This is a genomic window from Streptomyces sp. NPDC104309, from assembly GCF_055584025.1.
In genome coordinates, this window is the sequence record NZ_JBVJMV010000025.1 from 44,023 (window position 1) to 59,175 (window position 15,153).

11 protein-coding genes, 1 other RNA gene and 1 pseudogene are annotated in these 15,153 nt (G+C 72.1%); 4 read left to right on the plus strand and 9 right to left on the minus strand.

Annotated elements, in window-relative coordinates; genetic code table 11:
- A pseudogene (locus ACZ68L_RS30215) lies at positions 1–548 on the plus strand (GNAT family N-acetyltransferase).
- A 134-nt stretch (positions 549–682) separates the two neighbouring features.
- Here ACZ68L_RS30215 and ssrA read toward each other — a convergent pair.
- The 5 genes from ssrA to ftsE form a co-directional block, all read right to left on the minus strand.
- Positions 683–1,052, minus strand: a transfer-messenger RNA (tmRNA) gene (ssrA, locus tag ACZ68L_RS30220).
- A gap of 140 nt (positions 1,053–1,192) precedes the next feature.
- A complete protein-coding gene (gene smpB, locus ACZ68L_RS30225; protein WP_469582946.1) occupies positions 1,193–1,681 on the minus strand; it encodes an SsrA-binding protein SmpB in 489 nt (162 codons plus the stop codon).
- Between the two features lie 18 nt (positions 1,682–1,699).
- Positions 1,700–2,887, minus strand: a complete 1,188-nt coding sequence (locus tag ACZ68L_RS30230; protein ID WP_469582949.1) for a S41 family peptidase — start codon at positions 2,885–2,887, stop codon at positions 1,700–1,702.
- A 67-nt stretch (positions 2,888–2,954) separates the two neighbouring features.
- Complete coding sequence (gene ftsX / locus ACZ68L_RS30235; protein WP_469582951.1) at positions 2,955–3,872, minus strand: permease-like cell division protein FtsX; 918 nt, start codon at positions 3,870–3,872, stop codon at positions 2,955–2,957.
- Positions 3,873–3,895: 23 nt separating this feature from the next.
- Positions 3,896–4,585 (minus strand): cell division ATP-binding protein FtsE, encoded by a 690-nt coding sequence (ftsE, locus tag ACZ68L_RS30240; RefSeq protein ID WP_361456107.1) that lies wholly within the window; start codon positions 4,583–4,585, stop codon positions 3,896–3,898.
- 268 nt (positions 4,586–4,853) lie between these two features.
- Between ftsE and ACZ68L_RS30245 the strand changes: the two genes are divergently transcribed.
- Positions 4,854–5,054, plus strand: coding sequence for a hypothetical protein (locus ACZ68L_RS30245; RefSeq protein ID WP_469582956.1), 201 nt, complete (start codon positions 4,854–4,856; stop codon positions 5,052–5,054).
- 178 nt (positions 5,055–5,232) lie between these two features.
- Here ACZ68L_RS30245 and ACZ68L_RS30250 read toward each other — a convergent pair whose 3' ends face one another.
- A complete protein-coding gene (locus tag ACZ68L_RS30250) occupies positions 5,233–5,442 on the minus strand; it encodes an LPXTG cell wall anchor domain-containing protein (protein ID WP_469582960.1) in 210 nt (69 codons plus the stop codon).
- A 117-nt stretch (positions 5,443–5,559) separates the two neighbouring features.
- Between ACZ68L_RS30250 and ACZ68L_RS30255 the strand changes: the two genes are divergently transcribed.
- Positions 5,560–6,264 (plus strand): hypothetical protein, encoded by a 705-nt coding sequence (locus ACZ68L_RS30255; protein WP_469582963.1) that lies wholly within the window; start codon positions 5,560–5,562, stop codon positions 6,262–6,264.
- 262 nt (positions 6,265–6,526) lie between these two features.
- Here ACZ68L_RS30255 and prfB read toward each other — a convergent pair whose 3' ends face one another.
- The 3 genes from prfB to ACZ68L_RS30270 form a co-directional block, all read right to left on the minus strand.
- Positions 6,527–7,633: a peptide chain release factor 2 gene (prfB, locus tag ACZ68L_RS30260; RefSeq protein WP_469582966.1), complete on the minus strand. Its 1,107-nt coding sequence runs from the start codon at positions 7,631–7,633 to the stop codon at positions 6,527–6,529.
- Positions 7,634–7,794: 161 nt separating this feature from the next.
- Positions 7,795–9,033, minus strand: coding sequence for a serine/threonine-protein kinase (locus ACZ68L_RS30265; protein WP_469582969.1), 1,239 nt, complete (start codon positions 9,031–9,033; stop codon positions 7,795–7,797).
- Between the two features lie 181 nt (positions 9,034–9,214).
- On the minus strand, positions 9,215–10,840 hold the full coding sequence (locus tag ACZ68L_RS30270; protein WP_469582972.1) for a serine/threonine-protein kinase: 1,626 nt from the start codon (positions 10,838–10,840) through the stop codon (positions 9,215–9,217).
- A gap of 588 nt (positions 10,841–11,428) precedes the next feature.
- On the opposite strand from ACZ68L_RS30270, the gene ACZ68L_RS30275 reads away from it, so the two are divergent.
- Positions 11,429–15,061, plus strand: a complete 3,633-nt coding sequence (locus ACZ68L_RS30275) for an FtsK/SpoIIIE domain-containing protein (RefSeq protein ID WP_469582975.1) — start codon at positions 11,429–11,431, stop codon at positions 15,059–15,061.
- The last annotated feature ends 92 nt before the right edge of the window (positions 15,062–15,153 follow it).

Below are 15,153 nucleotides of genomic sequence, written 5' to 3' on the forward strand. Positions count from 1 at the left end.
ATCAGTACCGGCACCTGCGCCCTCGGCCCCTACCGACCCGACCTCGTCGAGACGTACTGGCGGTGGGAGCAGGACCCCTCTCTCCTGGTCGGCTACGGGCGGCAGGGCCCGGAATCGCTGGAAGCGCGGACCGAGGGCATGGCCCACCAGTCGCGCGGCGAGAACATCCGGTTCACGGTCTACGACCTGGCGGGCGGCAACCCGGTGCCGGCCGGGGTGAGCACGCTGCTCCCGGACCACGGTGTACGGACGGCCGAGTTCGTGATCATGCTCGCCCCCGAGGCACGTGGGCGCGGGCTGGGCCGCGAAGCCACCCGGCTCACGCTCGACTACGCCTTCCACGTGACGAATCTGCGCATGGTGTGGCTCAAGGTCCTCGCCCCAACGTCGCAGGAGTCAACGCCTACGCGAGAGCGGGGTTCCGGAAGGCCGGAACGCTGCGCCAGTCCGGATATTGGCTCGGTCAGGTCTGCAACGAGATCATCATGGACGCGGTCGCCTCGGAGTTCAGCGGTCCGTCCGCCGTGCGGAAGCTGCTCGCCCCGTAGCGGGGCCCTCGCCCCGTAGCGGGGCCCTCGCCCGCGTACGACAGCCGACGGCGAGGCCGTGTGCCGAGCCCGCCGGGCACGAAAAAAGCCTCTGCCCCGCGAATGGTCTCGCGGGGCAGAGGCTCACATGGGAATTGTGGAGATGGCGGGAATCGAACCCGCGTCCAACGGTGCAGAATCAGGGCTTCTCCGTGTGCAGTTCGCTGTGCTTTTCTCGGCCCCGGTAGTCACGCGAACAAGCTACCGACAGGCCCAGCCACTGTTTGGTTTCCTTCCAGGCCCCGTGACCGGGCCTAGAAGTTTAGATCCCTTGATGATGCCAGGATCCGGGTCGGGATCACCCCCGGGCTGACACTTCGCAAGTCGCTACTTAGGCAGCGAGGGCGAAGGAATCGCGCTTGGTGTTGGCGATTATTGGTTGCGACATATGGTTTACGAGATCATTGCCGCTTCCTCGACACGCTTCCCCTGCTTCGACATCCGCTGTCGAAACCGATCATCCCCATGTGGTGTTTTCAATACGCGCACCCGCTGTGAGGTGCAGTGCCATCGTACGTGACCAACGCACGACGATGCCAGCCTATTCCTGCCGGCCCGTCCGCACGCTTCCCGGACCCGCCCACGCACCCCGCGGGGCAAGGCCGCTACGCGCTCCGCTGGCGCCGGCGCGCCGCCGAGACCGCGCGGTTGGTCTCGCGCAGGTCCTGCTTCTCACGCAGGGTCTGCCGCTTGTCGTACTCCTTCTTTCCCTTCGCCAGAGCGATCTCGACCTTGACCCGGCCGTCCTTGAAGTACAGCGCGAGCGGCACGATCGTGTGGCCCGTCTCGCCCGACTTCGACTCCAGCTTGTCGATCTCGGCCCGGTGCATCAGTAGCTTGCGCTTCCGCTTGGCCGAGTGGTTGGTCCAGGTCCCCTGCACGTACTCCGGGACGTGGATGTTGTGCAGCCATGCCTCGCCCCTGTCGATCTGGACGAAGCCGTCCACCAGGGAGGCCCGCCCCAGCCGCAGCGACTTGACCTCGGTACCCATGAGTACGAGACCGCACTCGTAGGTGTCGAGGATGTGGTAGTCGTGCCGCGCCTTCTTGTTCTGCGCGATGAGCTTGCGCCCCGTGTCCTTTTCCTTAGCCATAGTGCGGCCATTTTCGCACTACGACCCACCCCCGAGGCCACTCAATACCGTCTCGGCCCGCCGCTCGGCCCCGGAGCCGACCGCGAGGTCCGGGGTGATGCCGCGGCCGTCGACCCCACGGCCCGCCGGGGTGCGGTAGTGGCCCACGGTCAGCTCGGCCACCGAACCGCCCGGGAGCTTGCTGGGCATCTGGACCGATCCCTTGCCGAAGGTGCGCGATCCGACGGTGACGGCGCGGCCCCGGTCCTGGAGCGCGCCGGTGAGGAGCTCGGCCGCGCTCATCGTGCCGCCGTCGACGAGGACGACGAGCGGGCGGACGGTGTCGCCGCCCGGCTGCGCGTAGAGCGCGCGCTGCTCGCCGTGTACGTCGTACGTGGCGACCAGGCCGCCGTCCAGGAACGCGGAGGCGGCGGTGACGGCCTCGGTGACCAGGCCGCCGGAGTTGCCTCGGAGATCGAGGAGCACCCCGGCGCGCGCCGGTGCGTCCCGGACCGCGTCGCGGACCTTCGAGCCCGAGCCCCTGGTGAACGAGTCGACCTCGATCAGCACAGCTGCGGAGGAATCGGAACGGTCGGGTCCGATACGCCGCACGGTGACGGCCTCGGTGGTGAGTTCGGCCCGGCGCAACGTCTCGGTCCGCAGCGCGGCGCCCCGCTGGACCTCCAACGCGACGGTGGTGCCGACGGCCGCCTCCGTACGGTCTCCGCGCAGCAGGGCGACGACCTCGGAGACAGGGCGCCTGTCGACCCGGCGGCCGTCGACGGTACGGAGCAGGTCGCCCGGCTCGATGCCGGCCCGCTCGGCAGGGCCGCCGGGCTGCACCCTGGCCACCTCGACCAGTCCGTCGGCGGAGCGCTCGGCGGAGATCCCGACGCCGGTGTACGAGCCGTCGAGGGCCTGCTCGAACTCCTCGTACTGCTGCTCGTCGTAGACCGCGCCCCAGCGGTCGCCGCTGCGGCTGACGACTTCCTCGGCCGCTTCCTTGCCGGACTTGCCGTCGGCCACGGCCCGTGCGGCGGCGGCGGCCACCTCGTCGCCGTCGAGGGTGGCGGCGACGGAACGGGTCGCCGGCTCCGGGGACTTCGCGCCGCCGCGCGGCAGCGAGCCGGTGGCCGCCGCGGTGGCCAGCACGCTCGCGAAGACCAAGGTCAGGGCCGCCCCGCGGCGCACACCGCGGGGCCCGAAACACTGCGTGGGACCCGACATGGCGTCGAGTGTAGGACAACGCCCCTGCGGCGCACGGCCGGTTGGCCGTGCGCCGCAGGGGCGCTTGTCACACCTTCAGGTACTTGCGGAGCGCGAAGAGAGCGGCAACGGCGGGCATCAGCAGACCGATCGCCAGAACCAGGGGCAGCTTGGTGAAGACCGCGTCCCAGCCGATGAAGTCGATCAGATTCAGCTTGCTCTGCAGCGCCAGGCCACCGTCGATCAGGAAGTACCGGCCGGCCAGCAGCATCACGCAGGCGAGCACACCGCCGATGAGGCCGGCGAACGCGGCCTCCATGATGAACGGCATCTGGATGTAGAAGCCGGAGGCGCCGACGAGCCGCATGATGCCGGTTTCACGCCGTCGGCTGAACGCGGACACCCGGACGGTGTTCACGATCAGCATCAGCGCGATGACCAGCATCAGCGCCATCACGAAGAGGGCGGCCACGTTCATGCCGTTCATCAGCTGGAAGAGGTTGTCCAGGATGGATCTCTGGTCCTGGACGGACTGCACCCCGTCACGGCCGGCGAAGGCGGTGGCGACGACCTTGTACTTCTTCGGGTCGTGGAGCTTGACCCGGAACGACTCCTGCATCTGGTCCGGCGTGATGTTGCTCGCCATGGGCGAGTCGCCGAACTGCTGCTGATAGTGCTTGTACGCCTGGTCGGCCGACTCGTACGTGACCGTCTGGACGACGTCCATCTTGCCGAGATCGGTCTCGATCTCCTTCTTCTGCTCCGCGGTGACGGCACCCTTGGCGCACTTGGGTGTGGAGGTCACATCACTCTTGCTGCAGAGGAAGATCGAGACGTTGACCTTGTCGTACCAGTAGTCCTTCATCGTGCTGACCTGCTCGCGCATGAGCAGCGCGCCGCCGAACAGGGCAAGCGAGAGGGCGACGGAGACGACGACGGCGAAGGTCATCGTGAGGTTGCGACGGAGGCCGACGCCGATCTCCGACAGGACGAACTGGGCGCGCATGGCGTCCTTTCAGTGCTTGGTGCTCAGTGCTGGTAGCCGTAGACGCCGCGGGCCTGGTCGCGAACGAGACGGCCCTGCTCCAGCTCGATGACGCGCTTGCGCATCTGGTCGACGATGTTCTGGTCGTGGGTCGCCATGATCACGGTGGTGCCGGTCCGGTTGATCCGGTCCAGCAGCTTCATGATGCCCACGGAGGTCTGCGGGTCGAGGTTGCCGGTCGGCTCGTCCGCGATCAACAGCATGGGGCGGTTCACGAACGCCCGCGCGATCGCCACTCGCTGCTGCTCACCACCGGAGAGCTCGCCGGGCCTCCGGTCCTCCTTGCCGCCGAGGCCGACCAGGTCGAGAACCTGCGGCACCGCCTTGCGGATCTCACCGCGCGGCTTGCCGATGACCTCCTGCGCGAACGCCACGTTCTCCGCAACGGTCTTGTTGGGGAGGAGCCGGAAGTCCTGGAACACCGTGCCCAGCTGGCGGCGCATGTGCGGCACCTTCCAGTTGGACATGCGCGCGAGGTCCTTGCCCAGGACATGGACCATGCCCTGACTGGCGCGCTCTTCACGGAGGATGAGTCGCATGAAGGTGGACTTGCCGGAGCCGGAGGAGCCCACCAAGAAGACGAACTCGCCCTTCTCGATATCGAGAGACACATCCCGTAGAGCGGGACGGCTCTGCTTCGGGTAGGTCTTGGAGACGTTGTCGAATCGGATCACGGATGCACCACGGTCGGCCGGGAGTAGGTGTGCGTGACCATACGCGAACCGGGCTGAGGCGTGCAGGCGCGCATCCAAGGATGGGCGTTTTATGGCGGAACGGCACCGGTCGACAGCGGGGCCGAAGCCCTACGGATCGGGCGATGTCCGGCGGGCCGCGCCGAAAACCACGCGAGCTGGCACAGTGGGAGGGGAACGGTTGCGTTTCCATGAGCGTTGTGCGGAGAGAAGGCATATGCGGCTCCGCCGCGCGGGAGGAGGAAAGCGCATGACCTACGACCGACTGGTGTGCGCAAACTGCGCGGCGCCTGTGAACGAGGGCCGCTGCCCCGTGTGCCGGGCCAGCCGTGAGCGGCTGCAGCGGGAACAGGGACAGGGAATCTTCGCCGGGCTGAGCCCCGTGACGCTGGTGGCCCTGCTGGTGGTGCTGCTGGGGGCGCTGGCGCTGCTGGCGCACCAGACGGTGTAGCACCGGACCGCGCAGCCGAGGCCGTCCGTCCGTCTGCGCAAGCGTGTACGTGTACGCGGAGGGGCCCGGGATGCCGACAGGCGTCCCGGGCCCCTCTGTGCGTACATGTGCCGCAGGTGGCCCTCAGGGCCTCTCGTTCGGATCTTGCCGGGCTCCGGCCTGATCCGAACGAAAGTCCCTAGGCGACCGTACGGCCGTTCATCAGGCGCGGCAGGATCCGGAAGCCGATGCCTCCGGCAATCATCGTCGCGGCGCCGACCAGCAGGAACGTGGTCTCGGCGGCACCGGTCTCGGCGAGCTCGTCCTTGCCCTTGCCCTGCTCGACCGGCTGGTTGCCCGCCGAGTCGGGGGTGGTGTTGTCCGCGCACTTCGCACCGTCGAGGTCCACGGTGCAGGTGTCGGCGTCGCCACCGGTGGTGCCGGAAGAGGCGTTACCGGTGGTACCACCGTTGCCGGAGGTGCCACCGTTGCCGGAGGTGCCACCGTTGCCGGAGGTGCCACCCTGGTGACCCGCGCCACCCTGGTCGCCCGCGCCACCCTGGTCGCCCGCGCCACCCTGGTCGCCCGCGCCACCCTGGTCGCCCGCGCCACCCTGGTCACCGGCACCACCCTGGTCGCCCGCGCCACCCTGGTCACCGGCACCACCCTGGTCACCGGCACCACCCTGGTCGCCCGCGCCACCCTGGTCACCGGCACCACCCTGGTCGCCCGCACCACCCTGGTCGCCCGCACCACCCTGGTCACCGGCACCACCCTGGTCGCCCGCACCACCCTGGTCACCGGCACCACCCTGGTCGCCACCCTGCGTGGTGCCGCCCTGGTCGACACCGCCCGGGTCGCCGCCCTCGGTGCCACCCTGGGACTCGCCCGACGGCCCGGTGAGGCCGGCGTCGATCCCCAGACCGGTGTCGTCGACGTGAGCGTTGGCCGACAGCCCGGCAACGTTGACATCGACGCCGACGGCCGATGCCACACCGGCAGCGGTGAGCGAGGCGCCCGCGGCGATCACCGCACCCGCGGCTATCCGCGCGACGCGTACTCGCGTCTTCTTGGTCATCTGCTGCTACCCCCAGTAGCTGTTCTCGTCAGTGGAGCAGCCATATGCGGGCCCCGGCTCTGCGGGGTTCGCTCCGAACGGCGCCACATCGAGTCGTGGCCATGCCGCCCGCCCCCGTTCACACCCGTCCCAGACATACGCATGCTGCCCTAGCACCCTGTCCAGAGTTAAGGACTACGTCAAGGCCGTTCCGGGCAATGTGAAACGGTTTGCTCGCAGTTGACCGTCATTCAGAATCACGACTGTGACGCACTCGCCACGGCGTCTGCGCAACTCGGAGGCCCAACTCCCTTTCGGAGCCGCTCCACACCGCCCCCAATGAAAACGGCGGTGCCGGAACCCCGTGGGGATTCCGGCACCGCCGCAAGAAACAGAAGCAAGGTGCAGAGGACAGGAACAGGCCCCTGCGGCCCGCCTACTTCTCCCGCTGCTTGCGCCAGCGGATGCCCGCCTCCAGGAAGCCGTCGATCTCGCCGTTGAAGACTGCTTCCGGGTTGCCCATCTCGAACTCCGTACGCAGGTCCTTGACCATCTGGTACGGGTGCAGGACGTACGAGCGCATCTGGTTGCCCCAGGAGTTGCCGCCGTCGCCCTTGAGGGCGTCCATCTTGGCCTGCTCCTCCTGGCGGCGGCGCTCAAGGAGCTTCGCCTGGAGGACGTTCATCGCGGACGCCTTGTTCTGGATCTGCGAGCGCTCGTTCTGACAGGAGACGACGATGCCGGTCGGGAGGTGGGTCAGGCGCACCGCGGAGTCCGTGGTGTTGACGCCCTGACCGCCGGGACCCGACGAGCGGTACACGTCGACGCGGAGCTCGGACTCGTCGATCTCGATGTGGTCGGTCTGCTCGACCACGGGCAGCACCTCGACACCCGCGAAGGACGTCTGGCGACGGCCCTGGTTGTCGAAGGGCGAGATCCGGACGAGCCGGTGGGTGCCTTGCTCGACGGAGAGCGTGCCGTAGGCGTACGGCACCTGGACGGCGAAGGTGGTCGACTTGATGCCGGCCTCTTCCGCGTACGACGTCTCGTAGACCTCGGTCTTGTAGCCGTGCCGCTCGGCCCAGCGGACGTACATGCGCTGGAGCTTCTCGGCGAAGTCGGCGGCATCGACGCCGCCGGCCTCGGCCCGGATGTTGACCAGGGCCTCCCGGGCGTCGTACTCGCCGGAGAGGAGCGTACGGACCTCCATCTCGTCCAGCGCCTTCTTGACGGACCCCAGCTCGGACTCGGCCTCGGCCAGGGCATCGGCGTCGCCCTCGTCCTGGGCGAGCTCGAAGAGGACCTCAAGATCGTCGATGCGGCCGCGGAGGGCCTCGGTCTTGCGGACCTCGGCCTGGAGGTGCGAAAGCTTGCTGGTGATTTTCTGCGCCGCCTCCGGGTCGTCCCAGAGGGAGGGCGCGGCCGCCTGCTCCTCAAGCGCGGCGATGTCCGCCCTCAGCGCATCCAGGTCCAGGACGGCCTCGATCGACCCCATGGTCGAGGAGAGGGACTTCAGCTCTTCGGAAATATCGACGACTGCCACGGGTCCAGCGTAACGGCTGTCGGCGCGGACATTCCTCGGGCCGCATGATCACGACTCGGTGACCGGGCGCGCGGCGCCTTCGCGACCCCTGCCGCCGAGGGCTGCCGAGGGGGCGCCCGGCCCCGGAAGCCGTCGGGAACCGCCCCACGGGGGCGTTCCGGTCAGGGTGTTCCCGGCGCCGAGCTCTTCGTGTCCTGCGCGGGTGCGTCCGTCCCGTCGCCGCCCAGCGCCAGCCACCCACCCACGCCGAGGGCCACCACCAGCACCAGCGCCGCGGCGCCCAGCGTCAGACGGCGCTTGCGGACCGCCGCGGACTTGTTGCGGGCCGAGCCGGGGCGGGGCCTGCCCGGGGCGCGCGGGGCCCTGGCCGTGCCCCGGGGGCCGCCGGAGAGTTCGTCGGGGGCCGGTACGCGCATGCTCGTGTGGGTGTCGCGGTTGGAGTCGGTGGACGAGCCGGGGACCAGCGGGACCGCGCCGCGGCGGCGGGGTTCCTCGGGCGCGGGGGTGTACTGCTGCTCGTCGTACGTCCGGGGCTCCGGTTCGGCGTCCGGCTCGTCCACGTCCAGCGGCGGGATGCCGGCCAGCTGCGGGAGCTGCTCGCGCAGCCGGGCCGCCAGCTCGGAGGCGCGCAGCCGGGAGGCCGGGGCCTTGGCCAGGCACTGGACCAGGAGCTGCCAGAGCTCCTCGGGGATGCCCGGGAGCGGGACGACCGTCTCCGTGACGTGGCGGCGCAGGACCGCGCCGGGGTGTCCGCCGCCGAACGGCGTGAAGCCGGCGAGGAGTTCGTACAGGACCGTGGCGAGGGCGTAGATGTCTACGGCGGCGCGGGGCGGGAGGCCCTCGACTATCTCGGGGGCCAGATAGTCCGGCGTGCCGATGATCTTGCTGGCCTTGGTGCGGCGCGGAGTGTCGATCAGTTTGGCCACGCCGAAGTCGGTGAGCAGCGCGGGGTGCGAGCCGCCGGGGCCGAGCGGGCCCTCCATGTCGAGCAGGATGTTCTCCGGCTTGACGTCACGGTGGACCACTCCGGCCGCGTGCGCGGCGGCCAGGCCGTCGGCGACGTCCGCGATGATCGCGACGGCGGCCTCGGGCGCGAGCCGGCGTTCCCGGTCGAGGCGGGTGCGCAGGTCCGTGCCGCGGACCAGGTTCATGACCAGTGCCAGGTCGTTGCCGTCCACCACGAGGTCGCGGACGGCGACGACATGGGGATGGTCCAGGCCGAGCAGCGCGGTGCGCTCCTGGACGAAGCGGCCCACGAGCTCCTGGTCGGACGCGAGGTCCTCGCGGAGCAGCTTGATGGCCACCGGGCCCTCGGGCCCCTCGCCGAGCCACACCGTGCCGGCGCTGCCGCGCCCCAGGATCTGGTGGGCGGTGTACCGGCTGCCGATATTCCGTGCCAAGACTGCTCCCTCAGCGGCTGGCGATGGACCGTCGCTCATGACCCCCGGTCGACAAAGTTACGCGTCGATCGGGGTGTTGAGTGCCCGGGATGGCGCCAACCCTCACTTCTGCGGGCGAAATGAGATGGAAACTGGCCCGCAGAAGTCGATTTAGCTACAGAGTTGATGATGTGTCGGCCGCTCAGGGGCCGCTGCTGCCACCCAGATTCGAGACCCAGTCGGTCACGGTGGAGACGGTGTCGCTGATCGCCTGCCAGTAGCTCTTGCCCTGGCCGATCCAGTCCTGCAGCGGGGTCAGTTCCCAGATCAGCCAGCCCGCGACGAAGAGCAGGACCAGCGTGAACAAGCAGCCCTTGAGACAGCCGAGTCCGGGGATCCTCATCGGGTTGGCGCTGCGCTGCCTGGGCTCGCGGGGCTGCCTCGGGGCAGGCTGCTGGGGCGGCGGCTGCTGCGGGGGCGCGTACTGCTGCCGCTGGTACTGCTGTTGGGGCTGCGGCTGCGGCTGATACTGCTGGCGCTGGGGCTGGGGGTACTGCTGCGGCGGCTGCTGCTGGTACTGCGGTGGCTGCTGCCGTTGCTGCGGCTGGGGCCGCTGGGGGCGGCGGCGCAGCGGGTCCTGGTTCGGGTCGAGGTACTGGACCTGCGTCTGCTCGTTGCGGTCACGGGCCGCCCGGAGCTGGGACTGCCAGGGGTGCGGGTCCTCGGGCTGCGGAGCGCCGTCCGGGCGCGGCGGTACGGGCGGCAGGACCGAGGTCGGGTCGGCGTGCCCGCCCGAGCCCTGGCCGGGGGCGTGCTGCATGACGCTGGTCGCGGCGTTCGGATCGTACGAGCCCGCGTTGCTCGGCAGCACCTGCGTCGGGTCGGCCGCGCCGGGCGTCTGCGGAACGGCCGCGGGCGCCGGGTCGGGTGCGAGCAGGGCGCCCACGCCGTCGGCCGCCGCGATCTGGGCGGCACTGGCCTGCACTCCGATGCCGGCCGCGACGGTGCGCAGCGCGCGGGCCAGGTTCTCGGCGCTGGGCCGCCGGTCCGGGTCCTTGCTCAGGCAGCGCTCGATGACCGTCCAGAGCGGCGCCGGGACGGTGGTGGGGCGGCGGGGCTCCTCGCTGAGGTGCCGGTGCAGGACTTCGAGGGCGGTGCCGCCGGCGAACGGCGGACGGCCGGTGATCAGCTCGTACAGCAGGATGCCTGCGCCGTAGATGTCGACGGCGGAGGTCTGCGGGCGGCCCTCTGCGGACTCGGGCGCCACATAGGCGGGCGTGCCGACGAACTCATGGGTCCGGGTGAGCCCCGGGGAGTCGGCCAGCCGCGCGATGCCGAAGTCGGTGAGCATCGGGCGCATCCCGCCGTCGCGCTCGTCGAGCAGGACGTTGGCGGGCTTCAGGTCGCGGTGGACGACGCCGTCGGCGTGGCTGGCGGCGAGCGCGTCCGCGATCTGGGCGGTGAGCAGCGCGGCGGCGACCGGGGTGAGCGGACCGTTCTCGCGGAGGTAGCGGTGCAGGTCGGGGCCGTCGACCAGATCCATGACGAGGGCGAGGAGATCGCCCTCGACGACCAGGTCGCGGGTGCGCACGATGTTCTCGTGGGTGAGCCGGAGCAGCACGGAGCGCTCGCGCAGGAACCGCATCACGATGTCCGCGTCGTTGGCGAGCTCCTCCTTCAGGACCTTGATCGCCACGGTCTCGCCGGGCTGGCCGGCCACGGCCGCCTCGGCGCCCGCGGTCTCCCGCTGGCGGGCACGCCAGACGGTGCCCGTGGCGCCGCGTCCCAGCGGCTCTTCGAGCAGGTACTTGCTGCCTACCGGCCGCACGTCATGCGCTCCCTGCTGATCGTGGTGCTTGCGGTGCTCCCGGATCGGCCCGGGAGTTCCGGCCCACTCTAGGGCCTGTCGTCAAACTGCCGTCGCCGCCCGGAGGGCTGCCGTGCGGCGCCCGGCACGCACGACGGACGGCGGTCCGTCGGCAGGCCCGGCGCGGGGCGGCCCGCGAGGTCGAGCCGGTCCGCCCGCTGTTCGTCGTCGGCTCCGCCCGCCGGGCCCGGCTGCCTCCCGAAGAGGTACCGGACCGGTCACGGAACAAGACGCTCACATCGGGCCAATGGTTGCCGCACACTCGTACGACGCGTTCCGGACACCCTCCCGTACCGGTTCCGCCGCCGCGGTGAACCTTCCAAGCAGGCACTTATGGGCGCACAGCAGACGTTTCAAGATCACTTAGCGGTGACCCCCGGGCGTGTTGTCAGTGGCAGGTGCGAGGATGCCTTCAGCACGGGACTGTGGGGTCGGGAGCCCTGCGGCACGTGACGAACCTGTACCGGACGACGCGTCCGTGTCGGGTGGGGGGAATCACAGGGCCTTTCCCCTGCCCGGCGCCGGGCGCAGAAGGGACCGCTGACGGCGATGCAGATCCGGCTGACCGTCCTCGCGCCGCGCAGCGGCCAGACCCCGGCGCGCGCCTGCGACGTGCTGGTCACCGCCCCGTCGGGGACGGCGCTCGCCACGGTGGCGTCCCCCCTGGCGGCGGCGGTCTCCGGGCCCGACGGCTCGCTCGGCAGCGGTGCGGTGGTGCTGTTCGCCGGGCGTGAGCGGCTGGACGCGCAGCGGTGCGCGCTGGGTGAGCCCCCGCTGGTCGACGGAGCGGTGCTCTCGCTCCAGGTCCCGGGCGAGGACGAGGCGGCGGACGACGCCGTTCCGGCGCAGCTGCACGTGATCGCGGGGCCCGACGCGGGCGGCGTCCACCTGCTGCACGGTGGCCGGATCCGGATCGGCCGCTCCGCCGACGCGGACGTCCCGCTCGACGACCCCGACGTGTCCAGGCTGCACTGCGCGGTGACGGTCTCGGCGGACGGTCTGGTCTCGGTCGCGGACCTGGGCTCCACCAACGGCACCCTGCTCGACGGCACGGAGGTCCGCGACCGCCCGGTGCGCCTGGATCCCGGCGCGCTGCTGCGGCTCGGCGAGTCGACGCTCCGGCTGACCTCCGGCGCCCGCACGCCGACGCTGGCGACGGCCCCGGACGGCGAGGGACATCTGCGGGTGTCCGGCACAACGGGCGCGGCCGGTGGCAAGGCGTACGGTTCCGGCCATGCGTACGCCCAGGCCGTCTCCCCCGGCTCCGGGCCCGCCCCTCAGGAAGGGACCGACGACCCTCACGCGTACGGAAGCGGCGACGGCGGGCACACCGACACCCGCCGCCGGTCCCCCGCCGAGCGCTCCCCCCGGTCCACGGACGAGGAGTCGCCCCGGCGGGGCGGGATAGGCGCCTGGGCGCGCAGACTCGCGGGCAACAAGGGCGAGCCGGTCCATGAGGCGACACCCGACGGGACGGGGGAGACCGGGCCGCCGTACCCGTCCGACGGCCCCATGACGCCCCCGGGGTCCGCCGCGTCGAGCAGCTGGCCCGACCCCGCGGCCGTGCTGCTGACCGCGCTCGGCCCCGGCCCCCGGCTCTGGGAGCGCGGCACCGCGCACCCGGAGGCGCTCGTGGTGCGCCTGGGCACGACGGACCGCGCCGAGCTGCCCGCCGTGCCGGTGACCGTGGGGCTGCGGGAGGCCGGTTCCCTCGGGCTCGCCGGGCCGCGTACGCGGCTGGCCGGACTCGCCCGTTCGACGGTGGCGCAGCTCGCCGCGCTGCACTCCCCCGCCGACCTGGAGATCGTGCTGATCAGCACGGACCGCGCGCGCGGCACGGACGAGCGCAGGCGCGAGTGGGCCTGGCTCGGCTGGCTGCCCCATCTGCGGCCGATGCACGGCCAGGACTGCCGACTGCTCCTCGCGTACGACCGCGAGCAGGCCGTCGCCCGTACGACGGAGCTGGTGCGCCGGCTTGACGAGGGGCCGCTCGGGCCCGGCTGGGCGAGTCTGGACCGGAGCACGGTCGCCGAGGCCGCCGAGCGGTACACCGGTTCCTACACCGTGGTGATCGTCGACGGCGACCCCGGTTCGGCGGCGCTGCGCGAGACCACCGCCCGGCTGGCCGCCGCGGGCTCGGCCGCCGGAATCCATCTGATCTGTCTGGCGGAGACCCCGGCCGCCACGCCCACCTCACCGGTCGCGGCGACGTACGAGGCCGCCTGCCACGCCTCGATCGCGTTCCGCGAATGCGGGGCGGTGGCGATGCTGAGCGGCGATGTGGCGACGGCCCTGCGACTGCTGCGCACCGCGGACGGCCGGGCCGCGGGCCGTGGCACCGTCGCCGCGGTGGACGCGGTGTCGGCGCACTGGGCCGATCGGTTCGGCCGGGCGCTGGCCCCGCTGCGCACGGAGGGTTCGGCCACGGCCCACGGCCGGCCCGCGTCGGTCGCGCTCCCGCCGACCGCCCGGCTGCTGGACGAGCTCGGCCTGGCGCGCGCCACCCCGGCCTCTCTGATGGCCCGCTGGGCCTCCACCGCGGACGACCAGCCCGGCGCCACGGTCCGTGGCTCGGGCCGCTGGACGGGCGGGCCGGGAGGTGCGGCCGGCGGCGGTACGGACGCGGACGCCCGCGGTTCGGGCCGTACGGAACACCCGCGCGGCGCGACCCCCCGCGTGGGCGCCCAGCGCTCGGCACCGGACGGCGTGGGCGGATACGTCCCCGGTTCGGGCCGCACCCTGTATCCCGGCAGCGAGACCGCCACGCACGTCGGCACCCCGGTCCACGGCCTCGCGCGCGACGACGCCCACGACACCCGTGGCTCCGGGCGCACCCCGTACCCCGGCGCCGCCGCCCCCCGGGTCGGCGGGCACTACGGCGGCTCGCCCGGAGACACCCCGGGCTCCCGCACCGTTCCCGGGTCGGAGTTCCGGGGCGGTGGCGATGTCCAGGGGGCCGACGGTCTCCCTTCCGCCGGGTCCGGGCGCACCCCGAACCGGGTGAGCGGACCGCGCGGCGGCGACACGCCCCGGATCGCGGCGCGGAGCGCCGAGGGCGCGGCGGCGACCGGACGTGCCGCCGTGGCCGCGGACACCGGCACGGGCACGCCCGCCGCCGCCCCCGCCGAGGGCACCGCCGCCGTGGCCGCCGGGCGACCTGTCGTGGTGCTCGGGGCCGGGCCCCGGGGCCCGGTCAGTGTGGACCTGGCGGAGGAGGGCCCCCATCTCCTCATCGAGGGGCCGCCCGGCAGCGGACGTACGGAGCTGTTGCGGGCCGTCGCCGCCTCACTGGCCGCGGCCGCCCGACCCGACCTGCTGGGCATACTGCTGGTCGACGGCGCCGGGGGCGAGCGCGGCGAGAGCCTCGGCCCGTGCGCCGAACTCCCGCACGCGTTCGCGCACCTCGTGGCGTCCGATCCGGTGCGGATGCGCGAGTTCGCGCAGGCGCTGGCCGGTGAGCTGAAGCGGCGGGCCGAACTGCTCGGCTCGTCCGACTTCACCGAGTGGCACCACCGCAACGAGGGGGCGCAGCGGATGGCCGGTCAGCGTCCGCCGACGGCCGCGGAGCAGCGGGGCGACGTGGACTCGCCGATGAGCGGGACGCTCCGGCTGCGGCCCGCGGCGGCGCGGTCCGTGGGCCCCGGGCCTTCCCCGCTGCCCCGGCTCGTCGTCCTGGTCGACGACTTCGACGCGCTGGTCGCCCCGGCGCTCGGCAGCCCCGGCCGGCCGGCCGCCGGTTCGATCGTGCGGGCCCTGGAGGCCGTGGCCCGGGAGGGCGGCCGGCTCGGCGTCCACCTGGTCGCGACATCCGCCCGCCCGGACCGTACGGAGGACACGGACCTGGCCCACGGGGCCCGGCTGCGCATCGTGCTGGACACGCCGGTCGTCCCGCCCTCGCCGGAGGACCCGGCGCCCGGCCGTGGCCGGCTCGGCCATCCGGACGGGCGGGTGACGCCGTTCCAGGGCGGCAGGGTGACGGGACGCATTCCGCGTACGGCGACGCTGCGCCCCACCGTCGTGCCGCTGGAGTGGGAACGGATGGGCGATCCGCCCACCCGGCGTCCGGTCCGGGAGCTGGGCAACGGCCCGACGGACCTGGCACTGCTCGCCAGTGCGCTGGAGCGGGCGGCCCGGTCCGTCGAAGCGGAGCCGATAGCCCCGTTCGGGCCCGTCCGCTCCTGAGGTATGCCTGGTCCGTACATGCACTGACATCACGTCACGAGCCCATTACGATCAAGGAGTTGACGCAGGAAACGGTATTGCGGCGCCCGTGC

What these genes read in the sequence shown, in the direction of transcription:
- ftsX (WP_469582951.1), bottom strand. Translation starts at nt 3,872, where the DNA reads ATGCGCGCCCAGTTCGTCCTGTCGGAGATCGGCGTCGGCCTCCGTCGC.
- ACZ68L_RS30275 (WP_469582975.1), top strand. Translation starts at nt 11,429, where the DNA reads ATGCAGATCCGGCTGACCGTCCTCGCGCCGCGCAGCGGCCAGACCCCG.
- smpB (WP_469582946.1), bottom strand. Translation starts at nt 1,681, where the DNA reads ATGGCTAAGGAAAAGGACACGGGGCGCAAGCTCATCGCGCAGAACAAG.
- ACZ68L_RS30245 (WP_469582956.1), top strand. Translation starts at nt 4,854, where the DNA reads ATGACCTACGACCGACTGGTGTGCGCAAACTGCGCGGCGCCTGTGAAC.
- ACZ68L_RS30230 (WP_469582949.1), bottom strand. Translation starts at nt 2,887, where the DNA reads ATGTCGGGTCCCACGCAGTGTTTCGGGCCCCGCGGTGTGCGCCGCGGG.